Here is a 25,947-nt window from a genome sequence, read left to right on the forward strand (position 1 = left end):
AAATCTCCAACTGTCACATCCGCTGCCCATCTGGTATTCTGTTCCCATGAACCTGAGCACCCCGGACCAGACAGGAAGCGCCGACACCGGCACCAAGAAAGCGACCCGCGCCCCCCGCGGCCGCAAGCAGCCTCCCCCCGAGCAAGCCCCGGCGCCCGCCCTTGGCGTCGCATCGGTCTCGCACCTTTCGGCCAAGCTGGCCGAATACCTCAGCCCCTCCGAACTGAAGAAGGTCAAGGAAGCCTACCGCTTCTCCGACGAGATGCACCTCGGCCAGGTCCGCAAGTCGGGCGAGCCGTACATTTCGCATCCGATCGCGGTGGCCGAGATCTGCGCGGACTGGAAGCTGGACGCGCAAGCCATCATGGCCGCCCTGCTGCACGACGTGATGGAAGACCAGGACGTCAAGAAGGAAGAGCTGATCGAGCGCTTCGGTTCGCAGGTCGCCAGCCTGGTCGACGGCCTGTCCAAGCTGGAGAAAATCGAATTCCAGAGCCAGGTCGAGGCGCAGGCCGAGAACTTCCGCAAGATGCTGCTGGCCATGGCCAGCGACGTGCGCGTCATCCTGATCAAGCTGGCCGACCGCCTGCACAACATGCGCACGCTCGAGCACATGACGGCCGCCAAGAAGCGCCGCATCGCCGCCGAGACCATGGAAGTGTACGTGCCGATCGCGCACCGCCTCGGCCTGAACAACATCTACCGCGAACTGCAGGACCTGGCCTTCTCGCACCTGTACCCGGTGCGCTACCGGACGCTGGGCAAGGCCGTCAAGGCCGCGCGCGGCAACCGCCGCGAAGTCGTCTCCAAGATCCTCGACGCGGTCAAGAACCAGCTGGCCACGGCCGGCATCAACGCCGAAATCTACGGCCGCGAAAAGACCCTGTACGGCATCTACAAGAAGATGCGCAACAAGCACCTGTCGTTCTCGCAGGTGCTGGACGTGTACGGCTTTCGCGTGGTGGTCGAATCGTTCGCGGACTGCTACGTCGCGCTGGGCACCCTGCACTCGCTGTACAAGCCGATGCCGGGCAAGTTCAAGGACTACATCGCGATCCGCAAGCTCAATGGCTACCAGTCGCTGCACACCACGCTGATCGGCCCGTACGGCACGCCGGTCGAATTCCAGATCCGCACCCAGGAAATGCACCGCACCGCCGAATCGGGCGTGGCCGCGCACTGGCTGTACAAGACTGGCGAAACCAATATGAGCGACCTGCAGCAGCGCACCCACGCGTGGCTGCAGTCGCTGCTCGACATCCAGCAGCAGACCGGCGACTCGGCCGAATTCCTAGAACACGTCAAGGTCGACCTGTTCCCGGATTCCGTGTACGTGTTTACGCCCAAGTCGAAGATCATCGCGCTGCCGCGCGGCGCCACCGCGCTCGACTTCGCGTACTCGATCCACACCGGCATCGGCGACCACGCCGTGTCGATCAAGATCAACAACGAGGAAGCGCAGCTGCATTCGGAGCTGCACAACGGCGACATCGTCGAGATCGAGACCGACCCGAACTCGCGCCCGACGCCGGCCTGGCTGTCGTTCGTCCGCACCGGCAAGGCGCGTTCCGCGATCCGCCATCACCTGCGCACCACCGACCCGGGCGAGTCGGTGCAGCTGGGGCACGACCTGCTGGCGCAGGCACTGAGCACGCTCGGCATCGACCCGATCCTGCCGGACGCGCTGGTCGAAAAGCTGCTTAGCGAATCGTCGGCCAAGTCGATGGAAGAGGTGTATTCGGACATCGGCATCGGCAAGCGCATGGCCACGCTGGTGGCGCGCCACATCTTTGGCCTGATCGATGCGAACGCCGTGCTGCCCAAGCTGCCGGGCGCGCCGGAGCTGGACCCGGTCACCATCTACGGCCCCGAAGGCGTGGCGGTGCAGCTCGCGCAGTGCTGCCTGCCGATCCCGGGCGACCATATCAACGGCCAGCTGCGCCGCGACCAGGGGCTGGTGGTGCACACGCTGGACTGCGCCGTCGCCAAGCGCGTGCGCGGCAAAGAACCGGACCGCTGGATCCCGGTGCAGTGGGGAGAGGAGATCAACCGCCGCTTCGACTGCCGCATCCGCCTGCTGATCCAGAACGAAAAAGGCATCCTCGCGCGCGTGGCTGCCGAAATCGGCGAATCGGACGCCAACATCTCGTATGTGGGCATGGACGAGGACAAGGAACACACCATGACGCAGCTGCGCTTCACGATCCAGATCAAGGACCGCGTGCACCTCGCGCAGCTGATCCGCAACCTGCGCAGCGTCGAAGGCGTCAACCGCGTCGAGCGCGAACGCGCGTAATGGGAAGGGGACTGGCCCCCGCAGGGACCGTCCCCCGATCTTTAGCGCGAACTGAGGCTAATTTCGCCGATCGCGCGCCAACTCAGCCGATCAACCCCAAGTTGAGGCGATCACCGTTCATCTCCGCCGATCAAGCGCGATCTACCGGCATTGAAGGCTAAAGATCAGTGGACAGTCCCCCCGTCCCTATTCGGCGGGTTCGGGATAGGTGACTTCAAGGATTTCGAGGTCGTCAGGGCCGAGCGGGGTCTGCAGCGTGACCACATCCCCTTCGCGCGCCTTGGTCAGCGCGCGCGCCACCGGCGAGACCCAGCTGATCTTGCCCTTGAGCGGATCCAGTTCGTCGATGCCGACGATGGTCACCTCATGCTCTTCGCCCGCCGAGTTCAGGTACTTGACCGTCGCGCCAAAGAACACCTGGTCGTTCCCGTGGTGCGCGCTCGGATCGACCACATGCGCCAGGTCCAGCCGCTTGGTCAGGAAACGGATGCGGCGGTCGATCTCGCGCAGGCGCCGCTTGCCGTAGATGTAGTCGCCGTTCTCCGAGCGGTCGCCGTTGGACGCAGCCCAGTGCACGATCTTCACCACCTCCGGACGGTCCACGTCGATCAGCTGCAGCAGCTCGTCCTTGATGCGCTGGTAGCCAGCCGGCGTGATGTAGTTCTTCGAGCCGGGCGGTATCGCCTGCTGCAGGGCGACCGCGTCGTCATCGTCGTCGTGGTCCGATTCTTTTACAAATGCCTTGTTCATATGCCTATTGTAGCGGCATGCGCGGTTCGGGTCCGTCCCCGTCGGTGTAGAATCCGCAGGCATGAACCATACTGAAGAATTCGAGCCGCACCTCGCGGCCGCGATGCAGGCCGCGCCCTCCGAGATCTACCTGTTCGACTCAGCCACCCTGCGCTTCGTGGACGTCAACCAGGCCGCGCGCGCAAACCTGCAGTACGACTTCACGCAGCTGCAGTCGATGACGCCGCTAGACATTGCGCCAGGCCTGCCGCCGGACCGGCTGCAAGCGGTACTCGCCCGGCTGGGCGACGACATTGGCGCGCAGGTGTGCATGCGCACGCGCCACCGCCGCGCCGACGGCAGCTCGTATCCGGTCACCCTGCACTTCATGCGCGTGCAGCGCGACGGCAAGCAGATGATCGTGGCACTGGGCGACGACCGCACCGCCGAACACACCGCGGCCGAGGCGAACTACCAGTACCAGCTGCGCTTCAACACCCTGGCCAGCAACATGCCCGGCCTGGTCTACCAGTACGTCGCCCACCCGGACGGCAGCAGCAATTTCCCCTACCTGAGCGAGGGCTGCCAGAACCTGCTCGGCGTGACCGTCGCCCAGTTGCAGCAGCAGCCCGGCCTGTTCCTCAAGCTGATCCTGCCCGAGGACCGTGCGTCATGGCTGGAGACCCTGAGCGCATCCACGCGCAACCTGGCTCCCCTGAACTGGGAAGGCCGCATCTGGATCGATGGCTTCAACGACATCAAATGGATCAACGTGCGCGCCACGCCCAACGCGCTGATCGAGCCGCGCGGCACGGTGGAGTGGGATGGCATCATGACCAACATCACGGCCAGCCGCCGCATCCAGGAAGAGAAGGACGCCGCCCATGCGCGCCTGGCCGAACTGACCGCGCACATCGAGCAGGCCAAGGAACAGGAACGCACCCGCATCGCGCGCGAGATCCACGATGACCTGGGCGGCAACCTCACCGCCATCAAGATGGCGCTGACCATGCTGGCGCGCCGCCTGCCGGCCGACGAATCCCTGAACAGCAAGGTGGACTACGTCGATTCGCTGGTGGACCGCACCATCGACGCAATCCACCGCATCTCGCTCGACCTGCGCCCGTCCATGCTCGATTTCGGCATCGTCGCCGCGCTGGAATGGCAGTGCGCGGAATTCGAAAAGCAGAACGGCACTACCTGCGCGTTCACCAGCAGCCACAAGGAGATCGAGCTGTCGTCCGACCACGCCACCGCCCTGTTCCGCGTGTTCCAGGAGGCGCTGACGAACATTGCCAAGCATGCAAAAGCGACCCGCGTCGACGTCAGCCTCGCCGCGTCTGGCCAGCAGCTGTCGCTGACCGTCACCGACAACGGCGTCGGCATCGCGCGTCAGGACCAGGACAAGCCGGGTTCTTTCGGCCTGCTCGGCATGGCCGAACGCGCACAGGCACTGGGCGGCACCCTCAATGTGTCGCGCGGAGCAGACGGTGGCACGGCGGTTGCGATAAACATTCCGCTGGCGGCCCAAGACAGCAGATAATAGCGCCTGTTTTCAGCACCACCCTTTCCTGATCCATGACCGACAAAGCCACCATCCGGGTTTTCATCGCCGACGACCACGCCATCGTGCGCGAGGGTTTGAAGCAGATCCTGGCCGAATCGCCCGACATCATCGTCGCCGGCGAGGCCGAAAATGGCATGGATGCAGTCAAGACCTTCCGCAAGTCCAAGTGCAAGGTGGTCCTGCTCGACATCTCGCTGCCCGACAAGAGCGGCATCGAAGTGCTCAAGCAGATCAAAAAGGAAAGCCCGGAGCTGGCGGTGCTGATGCTGTCGATGCACCGCGAGGACCAGTACGCGATCCGCTCGCTCAAGGCCGGCGCGGCCGGCTACATGAACAAGCAAAGCGCGCCAAAGGAACTGGTCACCGCGATCCGCCAGGTGGCGGCCGGCCAGAAGTACGTCAGCGCCGCGCTGGCGCAGGAGCTGGCGTCGCAGCTGGGCGAAGAGCGCAAGGAAGCGGCGCCGCACGAGATGCTGTCCGACCGCGAGTTCCAGACCCTGACCATGATCGCCTCCGGCAAGACCGTGACCGCCATCGCGCAGGAGCTGTCGCTGTCGGTCAAGACCATCAGCGAATACCGTTCGCGCTTGCTGGTCAAGATGAAGCTGAAGAACAGCGCCGAGCTGACGCACTACGCGATCAAGAACCAGCTGATCGACTAGGACTGTCCCGCCGATATAGCGGCAAATCCGCCTGCTATTCGGCGAATTGACATGACTACAATTCCAGTAATATTTACAATATATTATTGAGCAGTCGTCCAAGGTATCACCGCAACATGTCCACCAGCCTCGCCAATCCCGTCGATATCGCCCGTGAAGCGTTCCGCCAGCTAGCCACCCGCCGCGTCGCGCCCACCCCTGACGCCTATCGCGAGGCCTATGACGCGATCGCCGGCGTTCCGGCGGCACGAACCGACGGCGCCGAGGCTGCGCTGGCCGCATTCGCCGCCTACGTCGCGAACGGCCAGGGCGACCTTGCCAGCGCCGGCCGCCGCCTGAACCAGCTGGTCCGCGACCGCGACTGGGAGGGCTGCTCGCGCGCCATGACGCAACTGGCCGAACGCGCCACGCGCCGCCCGCAAGTCCTGGTCGACGTGCCGCTCGCCGACGACGACAGCGCGCGCCAGCTGCGCGAGCTGCTCCAGCGCACCCTCAGCTTCGCAGTCGCTTCGCTGCTGGCCGGCTCGCCGCGCCTGGCCGAAGAAGCCGAATCGCTGGGCGCCTTCGTGCGCCAGGCCAGCACCCAGCAGGCGCTGGCCGACGTGGCCGCGCGCCTCAAGCAGCTGTGCTACCAGATCGAGATCCGCAGCGGCGACATCGCCGAGACCCAGGAACTGCTCCTTCGCCTGTTCCGCCTCCTGCTCGGGAACGTGGGCGAGCTGCTGGAAGACGGCAGCTGGATGCGCGGCCAGGTCGAATCGGTGCAGGAGCTGATCTCCGGCCCGCTCGACCAGCGCGCGCTGGAAGACGCGACCCGCAGCCTCAAGGAAGTGATCTACAAGCAGGGACAGCTGCGCAGCAGCATCGGCGACGTCAAGGCCACGGTCAAGAACATGATGAAGACCTTCATCGACCGCCTCGGCAGCGTAGCCTCCAGCACCGACGACTTCCAGCAGAAGATCGGCGGCTTCACCGAGCGCATCAGCCGCGCCAACGATATCGGGGAACTGAACCGCGTGCTGGACGAAGTGCTGGTCGAGACGCGCCTGCTGCAAAGCGAGGCGCTGGCCTCGCGCGACCGCATGATCGCGGCCAGGCAGGAAGCGGAAGACGCCGAGCAGAAGATCGCCGAACTGGAAGGCAAGCTGCGCGCGATGAGCGAACTGGCGCGCGAAGACCAGCTGACCGGAAGCCTGAACCGGCGCGGCCTGGACGACATCTTCACGCGCGAGGCTGCGCGCGCCGACCGCCGCGGCACCCCGATGTGCGTCGCCCTGCTCGACCTGGACGACTTCAAGCGCCTGAACGACACCTACGGCCACCTGGCCGGGGACGGCGCGCTGCGCCACCTGGTCCGCATCGTCAAGTCGACCTTGCGCTCGATCGACGCGATCGCCCGCTTCGGCGGCGAAGAATTCCTGATCGTGATGCCGGAGACGACGGCCGAAGACGCGGCTGCCGCCATGGTGCGCCTGCAGCGCGAACTGACCAGGCACTTCTTCCTTCACGAGAACGAGAAGATGCTGATCACCTTCTCGGCCGGCGTCGCCCTACGCCACCCGGACGAACCGCAGGAAGACCTGGTCAAGCGCGCCGACAAAGCCATGTACCAGGCCAAGCACGCCGGCAAGAACCGCGTCTTCATCGCCGAATAAGCGCGCAGGCGGGGACAGTCCCCAACAGGGACCATCCCCGGATCTTTAGCTCGCCATTCGGAAAACCCCGGTCCCAGCGTTACCGCCGGCCGCCTTCCTCAATAGGGCCGATAGCTCCGCGCCTTCGCCCGCCCGCGCCTGAAGCTTCCGGTGCTGACTTTGCGCCAGATAAGGCCCGCCAGCGCCGCCAATATGATCTTCCGCATCCTTACCTCCTGAAATTGCCGCGGCCATTCCGCGACAGTGCGGCATGATCTTAGCCCACGGCTGACTTCGGCACAGTCGGCACACCACCCCCTTGCAAGTGGGAACTGTCCGACGCCGTTCGCGAATGAGACGGCAAAAAAACGTCCAGCTGCTCTAAAGTTGAGCCCTGCTGCGCCGATTTGCGGCCGTTCCGGCGCAAACTGAAGAGCGGCGCCGCAAAATATTCCCTCCAAGTTTTTCCAATCCTGTCCGTTACCCCGAGTAGCAGCGATCTCCATCGCCCTCTGTCGCCACCCTGGCGGCAGGCGATGAGCCATGCCGCGCCGGCGCATGAACGCAGGCCGGCACGCGCTGCACGCGACCGGCGATCTCGTTTCGTCGGCGATCCTGCACGCCCGTTAATGGCTCGACACGCCAGCACCGCGCTCGCCCCTTACCGTCAAAGCCACGAATAGAGGGGTAAAAACCCCTCAATTCTCATTTAAGAATCCGAAAACGCTGCCGATATGGCGCGGCGCGTCTGCCCAACTTTAGGGTGCCACAGCAAAAATATCGCCCTAATGCTTCGCCCGGAGCCACCGTTACCAGCAACAACAGCGGTTTGAGTGTTCCGGAGCGTAGGAGCAGACCAAAGTGACAGGGCACGTAGCCCGCCCCGTAATAAATTGGAGAAGTACCATGTCCGTTATCAATACCAACATCTCGTCGCTCAACGCACAACGCAACCTCGCCTCTTCCGGCGCAACGCTGGCCACCTCGCTCCAGCGCCTCTCGACCGGCCTGCGCATCAACAGCGCAAAGGACGACGCAGCAGGTATGGCAATTGCAGAACGCATGACCTCGCAGATCCGCGGTAACGACCAGGCAGCACGTAACGCAAACGACGGCATCTCGCTGGCGCAGACCGCAGAAGGCGACCTGGGCCAGATCAGCACCAACCTGCAGCGCATCCGCGAACTGGCGGTCCAGGCAGGTAACGCATCGAACAGCGCATCGGACCGTAAAGCGCTGAACGAAGAAGCAACCGCGCTGATCTCCGAGATCGACCGCGTCGCAATGAACTCCCAATTCAACGGCAACAAGCTGCTGGACGGCTCGTTCACCGCGCAGACCTTCCAGGTTGGCGCGAACAACACCGCCCAGGACCGCATCTCGATCGCTTCGATTGCCAGCGCCAAGGCAAACAGCCTGGGCGTCGGTTCCGGCTCGAGCTACGCGACCACGCTGACCTCGGCAGCGACGATCACGACCGCTGCTTTCGCGGCGGGTTCGGTGACCATCAACGGCTACGCCGTGGGCGCCTCTTCCGCCGACGGTGTGTCGTCGGTGAACGCGGACGGTTCCGCGATTGCCAAGGCAGCTGCGATCAACGCGATCTCGGCACAAACCGGCGTGACCGCGCAAGTCCAGGCCAACAAGGTTGAAGGTGCAGTTGCAGGCACCCCGGCAACCGGCTGGGCAGGCGGCGCAACCGACTTCGTCAAGATCAACGGCGTCGACATCGGTGCAGTGGACGGCGATGCATCCGCAGTGGTGCTGGGCTCCAACCTGGCAGCAGCGATCAACAAGGTCAGCAACCAGACCGGCGTGACCGCTTCGGTCGCTACCGACGGTAAAGTGACGATGAACGCAGCCGACGGCCGCAACATCGACGTCGAACTGGGCGGCGCGGCTACCACCGCAACCACCGGCCTGACCGATGCGACCACCGTCGGTTCGTTCAAGCTGGTCTCGACCTCGAAATCGGGCATCACCCTGGGCGGTACCGAAGCGGCAGCAGCGGGCGCACTGGGCATCGCTTCCGGCTACACCGCAGCAACCGAAACCGTTGGCGCCGGCGTCTCCTCGCTGGACCTGACCACCGCTTCCGGCGCACAGGCAGCCCTGTCCACCATCGACAAGGCACTGGCAACGGTCAACAGCACCCGTGCTTCGCTGGGTGCGTACCAGAACCGTTTCGCATCGGTCGTGTCGAGCCTGCAAACGACGTCGGAAAACCTGTCGGCTTCCCGTAGCCGTATCCAGGACGCCGACTTCGCGAAGGAAACGGCTGCCCTGACCCGCGGCCAGATCCTCCAGCAAGCCGGTACCGCCATGCTGGCACAGGCTAACCAGCTGCCGAACGGCGTGCTGTCCCTGCTGCGCGGCGGCTAATCCCCACCGTAGCGTCGCAACGAAAACCGGCCCGATGATTCGGGCCGGTTTTTTCGTTTACAGCTCGCCAAACTCCTTCAGAAAATTTTTTTATCTTGCCTCCCTAAAGATTGCAAAAAAATAGCCGTCTTATCGGGAAGGCATCGCTGCACTTGAGTAAAACCGAGAAAAATATAGTCCCGTTTTCTTCATAAACTTTTGCCGTAGAGCACCGTTACCGTCAGTAACAGCGGTCTAGTTGTCTCGGAACACAGAGGCAGACCAAAGTGAACAGGGCATGTCGCCCACCCTAGAAATAAAATGGAGAAATACCATGTCCGTAATCAACACCAACGTCTCGTCGCTCAACGCGCAACGTAACCTGTCGGGCTCGCAGAGCGCGCTGGCTACTTCCCTGCAACGCCTCTCCACCGGCCTGCGCATCAACAGCGCTAAGGACGATGCAGCAGGTATGGCAATTGCAGAACGCATGACCTCGCAGATCCGCGGTAACGACCAGGCAGCACGTAACGCGAACGACGGCATCTCGCTGGCGCAAACCGCTGAAGGCGACCTGGCTCAAATCGGCACCAACCTGCAGCGTATCCGTGAACTGGCTGTGCAGGCGTCGAACGCATCGAACAGCGCATCCGACCGTAAAGCACTGAACGAAGAAGCAACCGCGCTGATCTCCGAGATCGACCGCGTTGCGAACAACTCCTCGTTCAACGGCAACAAGCTGCTGGACGGCTCGTTCACCGCGCAGACCTTCCAGGTTGGCGCGAACAACACCGCCCAGGACCGCATCTCGATCGCTTCGATCGCCAGCGCCAAGTCGAACAGCCTGGGTGTTGGTTCGGGCTCGAGCTACTCGACCACCATGACCACCGCTGGAACGATGACCTCTGCAGCGTTCACCGCTGGCGGCGTCACCATCAACGGCTACTCCGTTGGCGCCAGCTCGTCCGACGGCGTGTCGTCGGTGAACGCGGACGGTTCCGCAATCGCCAAGGCAGCTGCGATCAACGCGATCTCGGCACAAACCGGCGTGACCGCGCAAGTCCAGGCCAACAAGGTTGAAGGTGCAGTCGCAGGCACCCCGGCAACCGGCTGGGCAGGCGGCGCAACCGACTTCGTCAAGATCAACGGCGTCGACATCGGTGCAGTGGACGGCGATGCATCCGCAGTGGTGCTGGGTTCCAACCTGGCAGCAGCGATCAACAAGGTCAGCAACCAGACCGGCGTGACCGCTTCGGTCGCTACCGACGGTAAAGTGACGATGAACGCAGCCGACGGCCGCAACATCGACGTCGAACTGGGCGGCGCGGCTACCACCGCAACCACCGGCCTGACCGATGCGACCACCGTCGGTTCGTTCAAGCTGGTCTCGACCTCGAAATCGGGCATCACCCTGGGCGGTACCGAAGCAGCAGCAGCGGGCGCACTGGGCATCGCTTCCGGCTACACCGCAGCAACCGAAACCGTTGGCGCCGGCGTCTCCTCGCTGGACCTGACCACCGCTTCGGGCGCGCAATCGGCACTGTCGACCATCGACAAGGCACTGGCAACCGTGAACAGCTCGCGCGCTTCGCTGGGTGCGTACCAGAACCGTTTCGCATCGGTCGTGTCGAGCCTGCAAACGACGTCGGAAAACCTGTCGGCTTCCCGTAGCCGTATCCAGGACGCCGACTTCGCGAAGGAAACCGCTACGCTGACCCGTGGCCAGATCCTGCAGCAAGCTGGTACCGCCATGCTGGCACAGGCTAACTCGCTGCCGAACGGCGTGCTGTCGCTGCTCCGCGGCTAAGCAATACGTAGTTAGTTCCGTGGAACAGCCCGGCCCGATGAATTATCGGGCCGGGTTTTTCCACTTATAAGGAGTGATCATGGATATCCGTACAACCGCAGGCATCAACGTCACCGCTGGCTCGATCCAGCCCGAGAAGAGCGCGGCCCGCGTGGCCGAGAGCGTGCGTGCAGAAACCGTCGCGCAGGCCGCCCCGGCGGCGCAGCAGGACAGCAAGCCCGACGACACGCAACTGGATAACGCTGTACAAAACATCAATTCGGTGCTCAGCGTGCGCACCCAGAGCCTCGAATTCAAGGTCGACGAGGACAACCGCACTATCGTCACCGTGATCGACAAGGAAACGCAAGAGGTGATCCGCCAGATGCCAAGCCGCGAGGCGCTGGAGATCGCCAAGGCGCTCGACCGCTTGCAAAGTCTGCTATCGAAACAGACCGCTTGATAATGTTTAATTAGAGGGAGTTTTCCCCTCTAAAGTCGGGTTGGCCGATGCCGTAAACAAGATACATTCTAGTTTTTGGTGGAGGTCACGCGTGGGTCTTTCTTCTGCAGGCATTGGATCGAATCTCGACATCGAGGGAATCATCTCGAAGTTGATGTCGGTCGAGCAGCAGCCGCTCACGAAGCTGGCGCGCACCGAAGCCAGCTACCAGGCCAAGCTGTCCGGTTTCGGCATGCTCAAGGGCGCCATGTCGGCGTTCCAGACTGCCGTCAAGGGCCTCGCGGACCCGAACAAGTTCCAGGCCGTCAAAGCCGCGGTCGCAGACACGACTATTGCCACGGCGAGCGGCAGCGCCGCCACCAAGCCGGGCACGTATTCGCTCGAGGTGTCGCAACTGGCGAGTTCGCAAAAACTGGTGGCCCAAGGGCAGGCCAGCGATGCGACCGCCATCGGCAAGGGCGTGATCACGTTCGATTTCGGCACCATCACCGGTGGCACCCTCGCCAACGGAACCTATAGCGGCGCCTCGTTCGCCAGCTCCGGTGCGGGCGTCAAGACCGTCACCATCGACGCCACCAATAATTCGCTGGCCGGCATCCGCGATGCGATCAACAAGGCCGGCATAGGCGTGACCGCCAAGATCGTCAACGATGGCAGCGGCACCCCCTACCGCCTTTCGCTGACCAACGAAAAGACCGGCGCGGCCAGCGCGATGAAGATTTCGGTGGCCGATACCGCACCGGATACCGGCCTGTCCGCCCTGCTCAACCATGATCCGGCAGGCACCCAGAAGCTGAGCCAGACCTCGGCTGCCCAGGATGCCAAGTTCACGGTCGATGGCATCGCCATTACCAAGCCGACCAACAGCGTGAGCGACGTGGTCGATGGGCTGACCCTGAACCTGCAAAAGGTGACCACCTCCGCAACCTCCGTCACGGTGACCCGCGACACCGGCGCGATCAAGGATTCCATCAATGCCTTCGTCAAGGCATACAACGAGATTTCCGCCAACCTGCGCGACTCGAGTGCGTACGATCCTGCGACAAAATCGGCCGCCATCCTGAACGGCGAGGCGACCGTGCGCAACATGCAGACCCAGATCCGCGGCGTGCTGTCGATGCCGGTCGCCGGTGGCACAACGGTCCTGAATTCCTTGTCCCAGGCCGGCGTGACGATGCAGAAGGACGGAAGCCTGCTGGTCGACAGCGCCAAGCTCGACAAGGCAATTGCCGACAACTTCGACGACTTGGGTTCGCTGTTTGCCGCAGTAGGCAAGTCCACCGACGGCGCCGTCGCCTACAAGGGCGTCAGCAAGGCGACCGTGCCGGGCTCGTATGCCGTCAGTGTCACGCGCATGGCAACCCAGGCTTATACGACCGCCACGGCGCCGGCAGAGCTGAATATCGACGCCACCAACAAGAGTTTCGAGATCATGCTCAATGGGGTCAAGGCCACCATCGCCCTGACCGAAAAACTGTACGGCAGCGCCGCCGAACTGGCGACCGAAGTCCAGAGCAAAATCAACAGCGCAGCCGCCATCTCGTCGGCCGGATTCACCGTCTCGGTGACGGAGTCGGGAGGCACGCTGAACATCCAGTCTTCCCGATACGGCTCCGATTCCAGCGTGACCGTGACCGAACTGGGCGCTGCCGCGCTCAATTTCAACCCGATCAGCACCAATCCCGGCGTCGATGTGGCAGGCACCATCAATGGCGTGGCCGCAACCGGCACCGGCCAGACGCTGACGGGTGGCACAGGCGATCCGTCGGAAGGCCTGCGCATCGACATCAAGGCCGGCACCACGGGCGCGCGCGGGAACATCACCTATTCCAAGGGGTATGCCGCGCAGTTCGATGAACTGGCAACCCGCCTGCTGGATACGGACGGTCCGTTCACTTCGCGCACCAACGGCATCAACGAATCGATCAAGAGCCTCAACAAGAACCGGCAGGACCTGTTGGCCCGCCTGGCGACCGTAGAAAAACGCTACCGCGCGCAGTTCACCGCGCTCGATACCGCGCTGGCGAACATGCAGCAGACCAGCAATTACCTCGCACAACAGTTGTCGCAGATCGCGGCGATGTCGTCCAGCCAATAAAGAAATTTGTACACGAAAGGATAACTCCATGTTTGGATCGCCCAATAAAGGTGCTAATGCGTACGCCAAAGTCGGCCTCGAGACCGGCGTCGTCGCATCGAGCCCCCACAAGCTGATCGTGATGCTGTTCGAAGGAGCGATCGTGGCCCTGCGCGCGGGTGCTACCCACATGGCGGCTGGCGAGATCGAGAAGAAGGGCCTGTCGATTTCGAAGGCGATCAACATCATCGACAACGGCCTGCGCGCGAGCCTGGACAAGAAGGCCGGCGAAGTGGCGCAGAACCTGGACTCGCTGTACGAGTACATGAGCCGCCGCCTGATCGAAGCGAACCTCAAGAACGACCGCGCCATGCTGGACGAAGTGATCGGCCTGCTGGCGGACCTGAAGGGCGCGTGGGACGCGATTGGCGACGGCGCCGCCGCGCCGGCGCCGGTGCAGGCCGCGCCAGTCGCCGCCGCCCCGCAACGCATGATGGCTTTCGATAACCTGGCGCCACGCAGGGCGTCGCTCGTCAGCGCAGGATAAGAGATGAACAGCGAACAAGTCATTACCATCTACGAAACCATGTGCGACATCACCGGCAACATGCTGGACGCCGCACAAAAGCGCGACTGGGAAAAGCTGGTCGAACTGGAATCGCGCTGCGCCAGCCACGTGGCCACGCTGAAGGCGCGCGAATCGGTAGTTGCCCTGAGCGGCCCGTCGCGCGCGCGCAAGGTCGAGATCATCAACAAGATCCTCTCGCACGACCGCCAGATCCGCGACCTGACCACGCCGTGGATGGCCGAACTGGCCGCCCTGATCAACAGCAGCGGCACCTCGCGCAAGCTGAGCGCAGCCTACGGCGCGTGACATGGTGGGGACTGTCCCTTTGGGACTGTCCCCGGCCTTTAAAGACTGGGGACAGTCCCACAGGGAAGGTCCCCTACCTACCACAACGATGACATGCTGCCGCGCTCCGACATCCTGAGGCTCAACCCGGTCGGCGCGATCAAGCCGGCGCTGGCGGTGGAACCGGCGGCCGATCCGCGCCAGCAGGAGTTCGAACGCGCGCTTGGCGGCCAGTTGGGCAAGACCCTGCGCGGCGATGTCCTGTCCAGACTGGCGGACGGCAGCTTCGTCGTCAAGGTCGCGGACACGCCCGCGCGCATGATGCTGCCGCCGTCGACCCAGCCTGGCACCACGGTGTCGCTGCACCTGGTGGCGATCTCGCCACGCCCCACCTTCCAGTTCAACACGCAGACCGCCTCCGGCGCGCCCACCGTGGCATACGCCGAAGCCGACGCGGGCTACGACCTGCCCGATCCCGCGCCACCGGCACGCACCGCGCCGCAGTCCGCCGCCACCGTCCACATTGCTGCCGCGACCATGGCGCAGGCGCGCGCCGGCGATGCGGCCGGCGCCCAGCAGGGCGCGCTGTCCGCCCAGGCCGCATCGGGCAAGCCAAGTTCGCTCGCCGCCCTCCTTCTGAGCAAGGCGCCGCTGGTGGCGGCCGCGCACCTGCCGCCGCTCGATCCGAACACGACCCCGGCGCAGTTGTCCGAAGGCGCGCGCGTGATCACCGAGGTACTGGCAACCGCGGCGCGCAACCCGGCGCCGCAAACCGCGGTGGTCGCGCGCACGCCACTGCTCGATCCGAATGCCGCGCCGGATGCGCGCCATATCGCCCAGTCGCTCAAGGATGCAGTCGGCCGCAGCGGCCTGTTCTACGAATCGCACCTGCGCGAGTGGACCGCAGGCGAGCGGCCGCTCAGCGAGATCGCGCGCGAGCCGCAGATGGAGCGCATCGCCGAAGGCGCGCCCCCGCGCAACCCGGCCACGGATCCGGCCAGCGCCGGCTTCGTCAACCTGCAGCTGGCGACCCAGGAACAGGGCCGGATCGTGTGGATGGGCCAGCTGCTGCCAGGCCAGCCGGTTGAGTGGGAGATCGTGCGCGAGGACGGGGGCAAGGACGGCCGCACGGGCGACGAGGGCGAGCCGGCATGGCGCAGCGGCATGAAGTTCCGCTTCGAGGGCTTGGGCGAAATCGGGGCGACGGTGGTGCTGTCGGGCGAGAATGTGCAGGTCAAGCTGGATGCGGGCGCGCCGGAGACCGCCGGGCTGCTGCGCCGCCGCGCGCATGAACTGGGCGACTCGCTCGGTGCGGCCGGCGCGCGGCTGGTGTCGTTCAGCGTGCGCGACGGGAACGGCGATGTCTGACCCGAACCGGCCGGGACCGACCGCCGCCGCGGTCGCCTTGGCCTACCGCACCGGAGACCCGGCGCCCAAGGTCGTCGCCAAGGGCAAAGGGCTGATTGCCGAACAGATCATCAAAAAGGCCGGTCAATCGGGCGTCTTCGTGCACGAGTCGAAGGAACTGGTGTCATTACTGATGCAGGTCGACCTCGACAAGACCATCCCGCCCCTGCTCTACCGCGTCGTTGCGGAACTGCTTGCATGGCTTTATCATGTTGAATCTGCGCAAAAGGATGGACGCTCTTTGCCAGAGCCGCCGGAAATAATTATTCCAACTATCGATCAACGAGACACGGCTGCAACAGATTCAACAAATGACCAATAACCTGGAAAACTGGCACGACTACACGGTGGAGTCCCGCCGCGAGATCATCGCCCTCCTGCGCGGCATCCGCGAGAAGAAGCAACTGGTGCGCCTGGCGGCCGGTGGGGAATCGGACGTGTGCGTGACGTCGGTGCTGGAAGTGGACCCGGACAGCGACAGCGTCTACCTCGACTGCTCGATCGACCGTGCCCAGAACCGCCGCATGGTCGAGGCGAAACGCGTCGGGTTCGAAAGTTCGCTCGACAAGATCCGGATCATGTTCAGCACCGAGACGCTGGAAGAGACGACCTACGACGACCGCCCTGCACTGCGCATGGATATTCCGGAGTCGCTGATCCGCCTGCAGCGCCGCGAGTTCTACCGGATGGAAACGCCGGTCGGCAATCCGGTCAAGGTGCGCCTGCCTGCCGACGACTGCGGCGCGGTGCACCTGCTGCCGCTGGCCGACATCAGCTGCGGCGGCATCGCCATCCTCGACAACCAGCACCAGCTGGGCGACGAGGTCGGCAAGATGTTCGAGAACTGCATCATCGAAGTGCCCGAGATCGGCAACGTCACCACCAGCCTGCAGGTCCGCAACCACCTCGACATCACCCTGCTGAACGGCAAGACCAACCGGCGCGTGGGCTGCCAGTTCGTCAATATCTCGCGCGGCAACCTGGCCGCGGTGCAGAAGTACATCACCAAGCTCGAGCGCGAGCGCAACGCCCGCATCGCCGGACTGGGCTAAGGATCCTGGGACTGAACTGCCCGCCCAGCGGCGCAGGGGCAGTCCCCTTTCCTCCCTTACACCTGCATGTTCATGATTTCGTGATAGGCCGACACCAGCTTATTGCGTACCTGCACCGTCGCCTGGAAGTTGATGCTCGCCTTTTGCATATTGATCATCACATCCGACAGGCTGACCGAGTCGTCACCCAGCGCAAAGCGCTGCCCCAGCTCCTGCGCACTCTTCTGGCTGTCGCTGACCGCCTGGAGCGAGTTCTTCAGTGCGTCCGAGAAGTCGACCTTGGCGGCCGGACCCGCGCCCGGCACGGCGCCGCCGAGCCCGAGGGCATTGCCCACGTCGGGCGCGCCGGACGGCCGCTGCGCCGCCGCCTTGAGCTGCTCCATCATGGCCAGGATGCGATTCTGGTCAATGCCGCCAACGTTCATTTTGAGGTCCTCTCTGTTGCCCCGGTAAAATACCGATTCACTTTTTTCAGGCTGTCAGGATAACAGTGGCAGGTCACGCAATTTCTCAGGAGTAGGACCGGAATAGGCCTCCTATTTGAAGGTTTGCCCGCCCAGGCCCGGGTCCATAATTCTGCCTGAGCCCAACCCACATTCACCGGAACCAACCATGGCAGTAGCCGACGCACTCGACACCGCTCCTACCCCATTCCTGCAGACCTCGTTCGGGAAGAACATCCTCATCGGCGGCGGCATTGCGGTCGTGGTCGCGATCATGGCGGCGGTGTGGATGTGGAGCCAGCAGCCGGAATACCGTGTGCTGTTTGCCAACTTCACCGACCGCGACGGCGGCGCCCTCACCGCGGCGCTGGACCAGATGCAGATCGAGTACAAGTTCTCCGAAGGCGGCGGCGCGATCCTGGTCCCGGCCGACAAGGTGCACGATGCGCGCCTGAAGCTGGCCGCGCAAGGCCTGCCCAAGGGCGGCAACGTCGGCTTCGAGCTGATGGAAAACCAGAAGCTGGGCGTGTCCCAGTTCCATGAACAGGTCAACTACCAGCGCTCCCTGGAAGGCGAACTGGCGCGCTCGATCGAGTCGCTGGCCGCCGTGTCGGCCGCGCGCGTGCACCTGGCGCTGCCGAAGGACTCCGTGTTCGTGCGCGAACAGCAGCAGCCGACCGCTTCGGTCCTGCTCAACCTGCACCAGAACCGCGCGCTCGACCCGGCCCAGGTGCAGGCCATCGTCAACCTGGTCGCCTCCAGCGTACCGAAGCTGACCGCGTCGAACGTGACGGTGGTCGACCAGTCCGGCAACCTGCTGTCCGAGACGTCCCGGCAGGCCGGCGCGCGCCAGCTCGACCCGAACCAGCTCAAGTACGTGACCCAGCTGCAGCAGCAGATCGTGCGCCAGGTCGAATCGATCGTCACCCCGATCGTCGGCCAGGGCAATGTGCGCGCCGAAGCGACCGCCGACATCGATTTCGCGCAGGTCGATACCGCCGCCGAAACCTACAAGCCGAATTCGCCGCCCAACGAGTCGGCCATCCGCAGCAGCCACACCGCCGAATCGGGCGCCCCGGCCACGCCGCCGGCCGCCGGCGTGCCGGGCGCGCTGTCGAACCAGCCGCCGGGCGCCGCCGCCGCACCGCTGGACGCGAACGGCGCGCAGGCTGCGCCAGGCGCACCGAACACCCAGGCCGGCCCTGCGAGCAGGAACGCCACCACCAATTTCGAGGTCGACAAGACCATCCGCTACGAGCAGCGCCCGATGGGCGGCATCAAGCGCCTGACGGTCGGGGTGGTGGTGAACTACCGCCGCATCGTCGATCCGAAGACCGGCAAGGTCACCGTGCGTCCGCTGTCGCCGGCCGAAGTCACCCAGATCAATGACCTGGTGCGCGGCGCGATGGGCTTCTCGCAGGAGCGCGGCGACGTCGTGAACGTCACCAACGCCCCGTTCGACGGCGTCGACAAGCCGGCCGACCTGGGCCCGCAGGTGGAGTGGTACCGCGATCCGGAGAATCTCCCGCTGGCGAAGGAAACCGCGAAGTACATCGTGGCGATCGTGCTGCTCGCCTTCCTGTACTTCCGCATGCTGCGTCCGTTGATGCGCCCCGTGATGCGCAAGCTGGACGAGATCACCGATGTGCCGGAGCCGGTGCGTCCGGATCCGGAAGAGGCGGAGGATGCGCTCGAGCGCGCCCAGCTCAACGAGCTGGAAGTCAAACAGAACCGCGGCTACCGCGACAACCTGGAAGCGGCCAAGACGCTTGCCAAGGAAGATCCGCGCGTCGTCGCAAACGTAGTGAAAGCATGGGTGGGTTCCAATGAATGATAACGGCATCCAGAAGGCCGCAATCCTGATGCTCGCCATTGGCGAGGCGGAAGCGGCCGAAGTGATGAAATTCCTCGGCCCGCGCGAGGTTCTCAAGCTGGGCGCCGCGATGGCGACCATGAAGGGCGTGCAGCACGAGCAGGTGGTGGGCGTGCTGGAATCGTTCCGCGAGCAGACCGACCTGAATTCAACCGTCGGCCTGGACTCGGACGAGTACATCCGCCAGGTGCTGACCAAGGCGCTGGGCGACGACAAGGCCTCGGTCCTGCTGTCGCGCATCCTGGGCGGCAAGGACGCGAGCGGCATCGAAAGCCTGAAGTGGATGGACGCAAACTCGGTGGCGGAACTGATCCGCAACGAGCACCCGCAAATCATCGCGACCATCCTGGTCCACCTGGAACGCGACCAGGCCTGCGAGATCCTGTCCTGCTTCACCGACCGCCTGCGCAACGACGTGGTGCTGCGCATCGCCACGCTGGACGGCGTGCAGCCGGCCGCGCTGCGCGAACTGAACGACGTGCTGACCAAGCTCCTGTCGGGTAACGAGAACATCAAGAAGTCCTCGCTGGGCGGCGTGCGCGCGGCGGCGGAGATCCTCAACTTCATGTCCGGCGACCAGGAAAGCTCGGTCATGGACAACATCAAGAACTACGACAACGACATGGCGCAGAAGATCATGGACGAGATGTTCGTGTTCGATAACGTCATCGACATCGACGACCGCGGCATCCAGCTGCTGCTGCGCGAAGTGCAGTCCGAGATGCTGATCATCGCGCTCAAGGGCGCTTCGCAGGACCTGCGCGAGAAGATCTTCCGCAACATGTCCTCGCGTGCGGCCGAGATGATGCGCGAAGACCTCGAGTCCAAGGGCCCGGTGCGCCTGTCCGAGGTCGAGTCGCAGCAGAAGCAGATCCTGCAGATCGTGCGCCGCCTGGCGGACGAAGGCCAGATCGTCCTGGGCGGCAAGGGTGAGGACTCGTTCATCTGATGAGTATGTCGAAAGAAACGATGAGCGCCTACCAGCGCTGGGAAATGACCTCCTTCGGCGACGAGCGCCCGAGCGTGGTCGCAGCACGCCAGCCTGCTCCGCCGGCTGTCGAAATGCCGACCGAGGCGCAGGTCGCGGCGGTGTTCGAACAGGCCCGCCAGGCCGGCCTTGAAGCGGGCCGCGAGGCGGGCTTCCAGGAAGGCCTGGCCATCGGCCGCACCGAGGCCGCCGCGGAGCTGCAGTACGTGCGCCAGATCGCCGCTGAATTCAGCCAGGCGCTTGCGCGCGCCGACGAGCACATCGCGGCCGACGTGCTGGACCTGGCGCTCAACCTGTCGCGCTCGATGCTGCGCACCGCGCTCGAAGTGAAACCCGAACTGGTGCTGCCGGTGGTGCGCGAAGCGATCGAATACCTGCCGGTGGTGCAGCAGCCCGCGCTGCTGATGCTCAATCCGCTCGACGCCGACCTGGTGCGCGAGGGCCTGGGCGACGAGCTCGATGCTGCCGGCTGGCGCATCGTGGAGGATTACCAGATCGCGCGCGGCGGCTGCAAGCTCGACACACCGCATAACCAGATCGACGCGCAAGCCGCGAGCCGCTGGAACCGCATCGCCCACGCGCTGGGCAAGAACACGGACTGGCTCGGATAATGGACGCGGCAACTGCCAACGCAGCGGCGCCGGACCGCCACACCGCGCGCTGGCGCTCCTACCTCAAGGACTGCAGCGCGCTGGTCGGCTTCGTCGAACCGATGCAGATTTCCGGCCGCGTGACGCGCGTCGCCGGCCTGGTGATGGAATGTGTGGGCCTGCGCCTGGCGGTCGGCTCCGCGTGCACGATCCCGCTGTCGAACGGCGCGCGCATCGAGGCGGAAGTGGTCGGCTTCGACGGCGACCGCCTGTTCCTGATGCCGCAAAGCGATGTGGAAGGAGTGGTGCCCGGCACGCGCGTGTTCCCGGTCGAGGCCAATGTGCCCCGTCCCGGTTCCGTGTCGCACCCGCGCCGCCGCCCGAGCGACCGCGCGCGCCACCTGCCGGTGGGCCAGCAGCTGCTGGGCCGCGTGCTGGACGGCGCCGGCCGCCCGCTCGACAACAAAGGTCCACTGCACACCGAAGACAGCGCGCCGATCAACGTGCGCCCGGCCAATCCGCTCGAACGCCAGCCGATCACCGACACCATGGACGTGGGCGTGCGCGCCATTAACGCCATGCTGACCGTCGGCCGCGGCCAGCGCCTCGGCCTGTTCGCCGGTTCCGGCGTCGGCAAATCGGTCCTGCTGGGCATGATGGCGCGCTACAGCGCCGCCGACGTCATCGTCGTCGGCCTGATCGGCGAGCGGGGACGCGAGGTGAAGGAATTCATCGAACATATCCTGGGCGAGGAAGGCCTGGCGCGCTCGGTCGTGGTGGCGGCGCCCGCCGACACCCCTCCCCTCATGCGCCTGCAGGGTGCGGCCTACGCCACCGCGATCGCGGAGCATTTCCGCGACCAGGGCAAGGACGTGCTGCTGATCATGGACTCGCTGACCCGCTACGCGATGGCGCAGCGCGAAATCGCGCTGGCGATCGGCGAACCGCCGGCCACCAAGGGCTATCCGCCGTCGGTGTTCGCCAAACTGCCGGTGCTGGTCGAACGCGCCGGCAACGGCCCGGAAGGCGGCGGCTCGATCACCGCCTTCTACACCGTCCTGACCGAGGGCGACGACCAGCAGGACCCGATCGCCGACTCGGCGCGCGCGATCCTGGACGGCCACTTCGTCCTGAACCGGCGCCTGGCGGAAGCGGGCCACTACCCCGCCATCGACATCGAACAGTCGATCAGCCGCGTCATGCACTCGATCACCACGCCGGAGCACCAGAAATCGGCGCGCAAGCTCAAACAGCTGTACTCGCGCTTCGAGCGCTCGCGCGACCTGGTCGCGGTGGGCGCCTACGCGGCCGGCACCGACCCGGTGCTGGACCAGGCGATCCAGCTGAATGGCGCCATCGAAGAGTTCCTGTGCCAGGAAATCACCGAAAAAGTCGGCATGGACCAGAGCTTGGCCCAACTTACCTCGCTGTTCCCGTGATCGGACGCGCGGGCGGGCTCCTATAATCGTCTCCAATGGCTAAGCAATCCGCACTCGAGACGCTGATCGAACTGGCGCAGCGCGACACCGACGACGCCGCCAAGCGGCTCGGCGCGGCGCTCAAAGGCGTCGAGGAAGCGCAGCAAAAGCTCGAAATGCTGCTCGGCTACCGTGACGACTACGCCGCCCGGCTGCTGCAGGCGCAGTCCAGCGGCATCACACCGATGGCGTACCAGAACTTTGTCGCCTTCATGGGCAAGCTGGATGCGGCCACCAACGGCCAGCGCGAAGTGCTCAGGCACGCCCAGGCCAAGGCGGCGACGGAAAAGACCAGGTGGCAGGACGCGGAGCGCAAGCGCCTGTCCTACCAGACGCTCTCGAACCGTGCGGCCGAAGAGGCGCTCAAGCTCGAGAACAAGCGCGACCAGAAACTGATGGACGAACACGCGGCACGGCAAGCCTATTACCGGCGCTAACGAAACACCCCCGAAAATATGCAAGCTCAGACCATCCCGACCTCGATCAACGCCGCCAGCGCGGCCCCTGCCGGCGCGCGCGGCCCCGCCGCCGCCGCCCCGGCGGACGCCACCACCCCGTTCGCCGAAGCGCTGTCGCGCGAGATCGGCCAGCGCCAGCAGCCCGCAGACAATCTGGCCACCGACCCCGCAGCGGACCTGCGTCCCGGCGCCGCTGCCACAGCAGCAGCGCAGCCACACGACGCAGCCGCCGAGGCAGCCGCCGATGCAGCGGAAGAAGCCGCCCTCGCCGCCGACGCATCCGCGATCGCCCCCGTCACCGACATGCTGGCCCTGGCGGCAAGCCTGGCGCAGCCAGCGCGCACCGCCGCCCCAGCCGCACCCAAAATGGGGACAGACCCCATTTCGAAAATGGGGACAGACCCCATTTCTGCCTCCATTTCGGCTGCCAGCATCCCGGCGCCCTTGGCTCAAGCCGCACCGGAAATGGGGACAGACCCCATTTCGGAAATGGGGTCTGTCCCCATTTCCGGGTCTGTGCCCGGGTCGGGTGCGGCGGCGCTGGCTGGCGCCGGCCGCGCAGAGGCCGTGGCAGCGCAGAAGCCTGCTGTGGAGGTGCACGCGAGCGGTGTCACGCCGCGATCCCCGGCTTCTGCCATGTTTGCGCAGGCGCTGGTCCAGGCTGTGCAGACGGTTGGCACGGGCGCCGCGGCGCGACCGGAGGGGGAAGGCGGAGCTCAGCTGCGGTCCATGTTCGCGAGCGCGACGCAGGTATCGCAGGCCCCCGTCTCCATCACGCCAGGCGATACGGCGCAGACGGTGTCCGACCTGCTGGCGGGCGTGGTGGCGCAGCCTGCGCCGGCCCGCCCTGCGGCAGCACAGCCAGCCCAGCCGGCCGCGGCGCAGGGGGCCCAGTCTCAAGAGGAGCTGGCAACGCTGGCTTCCGCAGGTGAAGCGATGCCAGAGCCGGTGGCGGCTGAAGCACCTGCGCCCGCCGAGGCCTTTGCAACGCAGCTGCAGGCAGCGCGCACCGATCAGGTGCAGGCCAGCGCGATGGCCGGCGGCGATCGCCTGGCCGCACGCGTGGGTACGCCCGCCTGGGATAAGCAGCTGGGTCAGAAGATCGTGTTCATGGCCGCCGGCGCGGAACAAAGCGCTTCGCTGACCCTGAACCCGCCGGACCTGGGTCCGGTGCAGGTGGTCCTGAACATCAGCAATGACCAGGCCAGCGTGGCATTCAGCTCGCAACAGCTGGAAGTGAGGCAGGCGCTGGAAAACGCGATGCCGCGGCTACGCGAGATGATGGGCGAAAGCGGCATCACGCTGGGCAGCGCGACCGTCAACGCGGGGATGCCGGAACAGCAACAGCAGGCGCAGCGCGGGCAGGATGCGCGCGCGGGTGGCCACAATGGCAATGGCAATAACCGTGGCAACGGCGTGGCGGCGGATGGCGATGGCGCCGCGCCTGCAGCGCCGGTGCGCCGCGTCGCGAACGGCGTGGTCGACACCTTCGCGTAAGTAGCACGTCGTACCTGCGGACGCGGGCCCCGATTACGAGCATCCGAGGCCGCGCGATGAGCGGCCACGGTGCAAATCCGGCATGGGTCGCCGCGTCGGCGGGAACGGCGTGATGGCTGGTCGCCCGAGAAAGGCGTGGTTCCTCCCCCTTTTCGACGCATCTGCCTGCTCAATCTTTCCCGATAATGACATAATTACGGCTCATCCCGGAACCACCCCTGAAGTATCGAGGCGCCCTTGAACGCAAAGACAAAATCCAAAGCCGATTCGAAAGCCGACGCACCAGCTGTCGCGCCCAAGAAGAACATGCTGATCATCGCCCTGGCCGGCGCCATCCTGGCGGGCGGCGGCGGCGCGGCCGCGTGGTACTTCTCGCAATCGGCCGATGGCAAGCCGGCCAAGGAAGAAGTCTCGAACGAGCCGGCCGTGTTCGTTCCGCTCGAGCAGTTCGTGGTGAACCTGCAGCCTGAAGACGGCGACGCCTACCTGCAGATCGCCCTGACCCTGCAGGTGCCGAACCTGGAACAGGAAGAACTGCTGAAGCAGAACATGCCGAAGGTGCGCAGCCGCGTGCTGATGCTCCTGTCGGGCAAGCGCAAATCCGAAATCTCCACCGTGGAAGGCAAGCAGCAGCTGGGCCGCGAGATCGTCGCGGCGGTCAAGGAGCCGTTCGTGGCCAAGGGCGCGTCCCCGGTCGTGAGCGAAGTGCTGTTTACCTCGTTCGTCATCCAGTAACAGAGCATCATGGCCGATAATTTCCTCTCCCAGGAAGAAGTCGATGCCCTCCTCAAGGGGGTCAACGGCGACCAGGACGACGCAGTCGCGCCTGAAGAGACTTCGGGGGTACGAACTTATAACCTTGCGACGCAGGAGCGCATCGTCCGCGGCCGCATGCCGACGCTCGAGATCATCAACGAGCGTTTCGCGCGCCTGCTGCGCGTGGGCCTGTTTAACTTCCTGCGCCGTTCCGCCGAAGTCTCGGTGGGCACCGTGCGCGTGTCGAAGTATTCGGAGTTCGTCCGCAACCTGGTGGTACCGACCAACCTGAACCTGGTGCACATGAAGCCCCTGCGCGGCACCGCGCTGATGGTGTTCGATCCGGGCCTGGTATTCCTGCTGGTGGATAACCTGTTCGGCGGCGACGGCCGCTTCCACACCCGCGTCGAGGGCCGCGACTTCACGCAGACCGAGCAGCGCATCATCATGCGCATCCTGGACATCGTGTTCGACGCCTATACACGTTCGTGGGAGCCTGTGTTCCCGGTCGAATTCGAATACATCCGTTCGGAGATGAACACGCAGTTCGCCAACATCGCCACGCCGAACGAGGTCGTGGTGGCGTCGACCTTCACGGTGGAACTGGGATCGGTATCCGGCCAGATCCACTTCTGCATGCCGTACTCGATGATCGAACCGATCCGCGACGCGCTGACCTCCAGCCTGCAGGGCGAAGCCCTCGAGGTGGACAAGCGCTGGATCCGCCTGCTCACGCAGCAGATCCAGGTGGCGGAAGTCGAACTGGTGGCCACGCTGGGCACCGGTAAGGCCTCGTTTGACGAAATCCTCAATTTCAAAATCGGCGATATCATTCCGCTGCAGGTGCCTGAGATGATCCAGGCCACGGTGGATGGCGTCCCGGTCATGGACTGCACCTATGGCGTGATGAACGGCCAGTACGCAGTCAAAGTGGAAAAACTTCTCGCCGCCTCGAGCGAGAACAACAAGTAGCGCAG

Annotated in this window: 23 protein-coding genes; 21 read left to right on the forward strand and 2 right to left on the reverse strand. The window is 64.8% G+C overall.

What is annotated here, in order from left to right; genetic code table 11:
• The first annotated feature begins 46 nt into the window (after positions 1-46).
• Positions 47-2,296 carry a RelA/SpoT family protein gene (locus tag ACFSQR_RS07610; protein WP_377729082.1) on the forward strand — a complete coding sequence of 750 codons (2,250 nt, stop codon included), beginning with the start codon at positions 47-49 and terminating at the stop codon, positions 2,294-2,296.
• 186 nt (positions 2,297-2,482) lie between these two features.
• On the opposite strand, the gene greB is transcribed toward ACFSQR_RS07610, so the two are convergent.
• Positions 2,483-3,046 (reverse strand): transcription elongation factor GreB, encoded by a 564-nt coding sequence (greB, locus tag ACFSQR_RS07615; protein WP_377729083.1) that lies wholly within the window; start codon positions 3,044-3,046, stop codon positions 2,483-2,485.
• Positions 3,047-3,107: 61 nt separating this feature from the next.
• On the opposite strand from greB, the gene ACFSQR_RS07620 reads away from it, so the two are divergent.
• The 12 genes from ACFSQR_RS07620 to ACFSQR_RS07675 all read left to right on the forward strand — a co-directional run bounded on the left by ACFSQR_RS07620 (position 3,108) and on the right by ACFSQR_RS07675 (position 16,887).
• The gene (locus tag ACFSQR_RS07620) at positions 3,108-4,568 is read left to right on the forward strand and encodes an ATP-binding protein (RefSeq protein WP_377729085.1); all 1,461 of its coding nucleotides are present in this window, start codon (positions 3,108-3,110) and stop codon (positions 4,566-4,568) included.
• A gap of 35 nt (positions 4,569-4,603) precedes the next feature.
• The gene (locus ACFSQR_RS07625) at positions 4,604-5,254 is read left to right on the forward strand and encodes a response regulator (protein ID WP_377729086.1); all 651 of its coding nucleotides are present in this window, start codon (positions 4,604-4,606) and stop codon (positions 5,252-5,254) included.
• 116 nt (positions 5,255-5,370) lie between these two features.
• The gene (locus tag ACFSQR_RS07630) at positions 5,371-6,909 is read left to right on the forward strand and encodes a diguanylate cyclase (protein WP_377729088.1); all 1,539 of its coding nucleotides are present in this window, start codon (positions 5,371-5,373) and stop codon (positions 6,907-6,909) included.
• 885 nt (positions 6,910-7,794) lie between these two features.
• Entirely contained in the window at positions 7,795-9,270 is a 1,476-nt protein-coding gene (locus tag ACFSQR_RS07635) for a flagellin (protein ID WP_377729089.1), read from the forward strand.
• Positions 9,271-9,583: 313 nt separating this feature from the next.
• A complete protein-coding gene (locus tag ACFSQR_RS07640; protein WP_377729090.1) occupies positions 9,584-11,056 on the forward strand; it encodes a flagellin in 1,473 nt (490 codons plus the stop codon).
• A gap of 79 nt (positions 11,057-11,135) precedes the next feature.
• Positions 11,136-11,498: a flagellar protein FlaG gene (locus ACFSQR_RS07645; RefSeq protein WP_377729091.1), complete on the forward strand. Its 363-nt coding sequence runs from the start codon at positions 11,136-11,138 to the stop codon at positions 11,496-11,498.
• 91 nt (positions 11,499-11,589) lie between these two features.
• The gene (fliD, locus tag ACFSQR_RS07650; RefSeq protein ID WP_377729092.1) at positions 11,590-13,596 is read left to right on the forward strand and encodes a flagellar filament capping protein FliD; all 2,007 of its coding nucleotides are present in this window, start codon (positions 11,590-11,592) and stop codon (positions 13,594-13,596) included.
• Positions 13,597-13,624: 28 nt separating this feature from the next.
• A complete protein-coding gene (gene fliS, locus ACFSQR_RS07655) occupies positions 13,625-14,122 on the forward strand; it encodes a flagellar export chaperone FliS (RefSeq protein WP_377729093.1) in 498 nt (165 codons plus the stop codon).
• A 3-nt stretch (positions 14,123-14,125) separates the two neighbouring features.
• Complete coding sequence (locus ACFSQR_RS07660) at positions 14,126-14,449, forward strand: flagellar protein FliT (protein WP_377729094.1); 324 nt, start codon at positions 14,126-14,128, stop codon at positions 14,447-14,449.
• 93 nt (positions 14,450-14,542) lie between these two features.
• On the forward strand, positions 14,543-15,796 hold the full coding sequence (locus ACFSQR_RS07665; RefSeq protein WP_377729095.1) for a flagellar hook-length control protein FliK: 1,254 nt from the start codon (positions 14,543-14,545) through the stop codon (positions 15,794-15,796).
• Positions 15,789-16,157: an EscU/YscU/HrcU family type III secretion system export apparatus switch protein gene (locus ACFSQR_RS07670; protein WP_377729096.1), complete on the forward strand. Its 369-nt coding sequence runs from the start codon at positions 15,789-15,791 to the stop codon at positions 16,155-16,157. Before ACFSQR_RS07665 ends, ACFSQR_RS07670 begins: the two co-directional genes overlap by 8 nt.
• Positions 16,147-16,887, forward strand: a complete 741-nt coding sequence (locus tag ACFSQR_RS07675) for a flagellar brake protein (protein WP_377729097.1) — start codon at positions 16,147-16,149, stop codon at positions 16,885-16,887. The genes ACFSQR_RS07670 and ACFSQR_RS07675 overlap by 11 nt, the downstream gene beginning before the upstream one ends.
• Positions 16,888-16,943: 56 nt before the next feature.
• Here the strand turns inward: ACFSQR_RS07675 and fliE are convergent, their stop codons facing one another.
• Positions 16,944-17,312 (reverse strand): flagellar hook-basal body complex protein FliE, encoded by a 369-nt coding sequence (gene fliE, locus ACFSQR_RS07680; RefSeq protein WP_377729098.1) that lies wholly within the window; start codon positions 17,310-17,312, stop codon positions 16,944-16,946.
• Positions 17,313-17,499: 187 nt separating this feature from the next.
• On the opposite strand from fliE, the gene fliF reads away from it, so the two are divergent.
• From fliF to fliM, 8 genes are all read left to right on the forward strand, one after another.
• Positions 17,500-19,164 carry a flagellar basal-body MS-ring/collar protein FliF gene (gene fliF / locus ACFSQR_RS07685; protein ID WP_377729099.1) on the forward strand — a complete coding sequence of 555 codons (1,665 nt, stop codon included), beginning with the start codon at positions 17,500-17,502 and terminating at the stop codon, positions 19,162-19,164.
• A complete protein-coding gene (fliG, locus tag ACFSQR_RS07690; RefSeq protein WP_377729100.1) occupies positions 19,157-20,152 on the forward strand; it encodes a flagellar motor switch protein FliG in 996 nt (331 codons plus the stop codon). Before fliF ends, fliG begins: the two co-directional genes overlap by 8 nt.
• Complete coding sequence (locus tag ACFSQR_RS07695; protein WP_377729101.1) at positions 20,152-20,802, forward strand: flagellar assembly protein FliH; 651 nt, start codon at positions 20,152-20,154, stop codon at positions 20,800-20,802. The genes fliG and ACFSQR_RS07695 overlap by 1 nt, the downstream gene beginning before the upstream one ends.
• A complete protein-coding gene (gene fliI / locus ACFSQR_RS07700) occupies positions 20,802-22,220 on the forward strand; it encodes a flagellar protein export ATPase FliI (protein ID WP_377729102.1) in 1,419 nt (472 codons plus the stop codon). The genes ACFSQR_RS07695 and fliI overlap by 1 nt, the downstream gene beginning before the upstream one ends.
• A gap of 35 nt (positions 22,221-22,255) precedes the next feature.
• On the forward strand, positions 22,256-22,696 hold the full coding sequence (gene fliJ, locus ACFSQR_RS07705; protein WP_377729103.1) for a flagellar export protein FliJ: 441 nt from the start codon (positions 22,256-22,258) through the stop codon (positions 22,694-22,696).
• Positions 22,697-22,714: 18 nt separating this feature from the next.
• Positions 22,715-24,214, forward strand: a complete 1,500-nt coding sequence (locus tag ACFSQR_RS07710) for a flagellar hook-length control protein FliK (RefSeq protein ID WP_377729105.1) — start codon at positions 22,715-22,717, stop codon at positions 24,212-24,214.
• Positions 24,215-24,451: 237 nt separating this feature from the next.
• A complete protein-coding gene (gene fliL / locus ACFSQR_RS07715) occupies positions 24,452-24,949 on the forward strand; it encodes a flagellar basal body-associated protein FliL (RefSeq protein WP_377729106.1) in 498 nt (165 codons plus the stop codon).
• Positions 24,950-24,958: 9 nt separating this feature from the next.
• Positions 24,959-25,942 (forward strand): flagellar motor switch protein FliM, encoded by a 984-nt coding sequence (gene fliM, locus ACFSQR_RS07720; RefSeq protein ID WP_377729107.1) that lies wholly within the window; start codon positions 24,959-24,961, stop codon positions 25,940-25,942.
• The last annotated feature ends 5 nt before the right edge of the window (positions 25,943-25,947 follow it).

The organism is Pseudoduganella sp. GCM10020061 (genome assembly GCF_042683405.1).
In the GTDB taxonomy this organism is placed as follows: Bacteria; Pseudomonadota; Gammaproteobacteria; order Burkholderiales; family Burkholderiaceae_D; genus Telluria.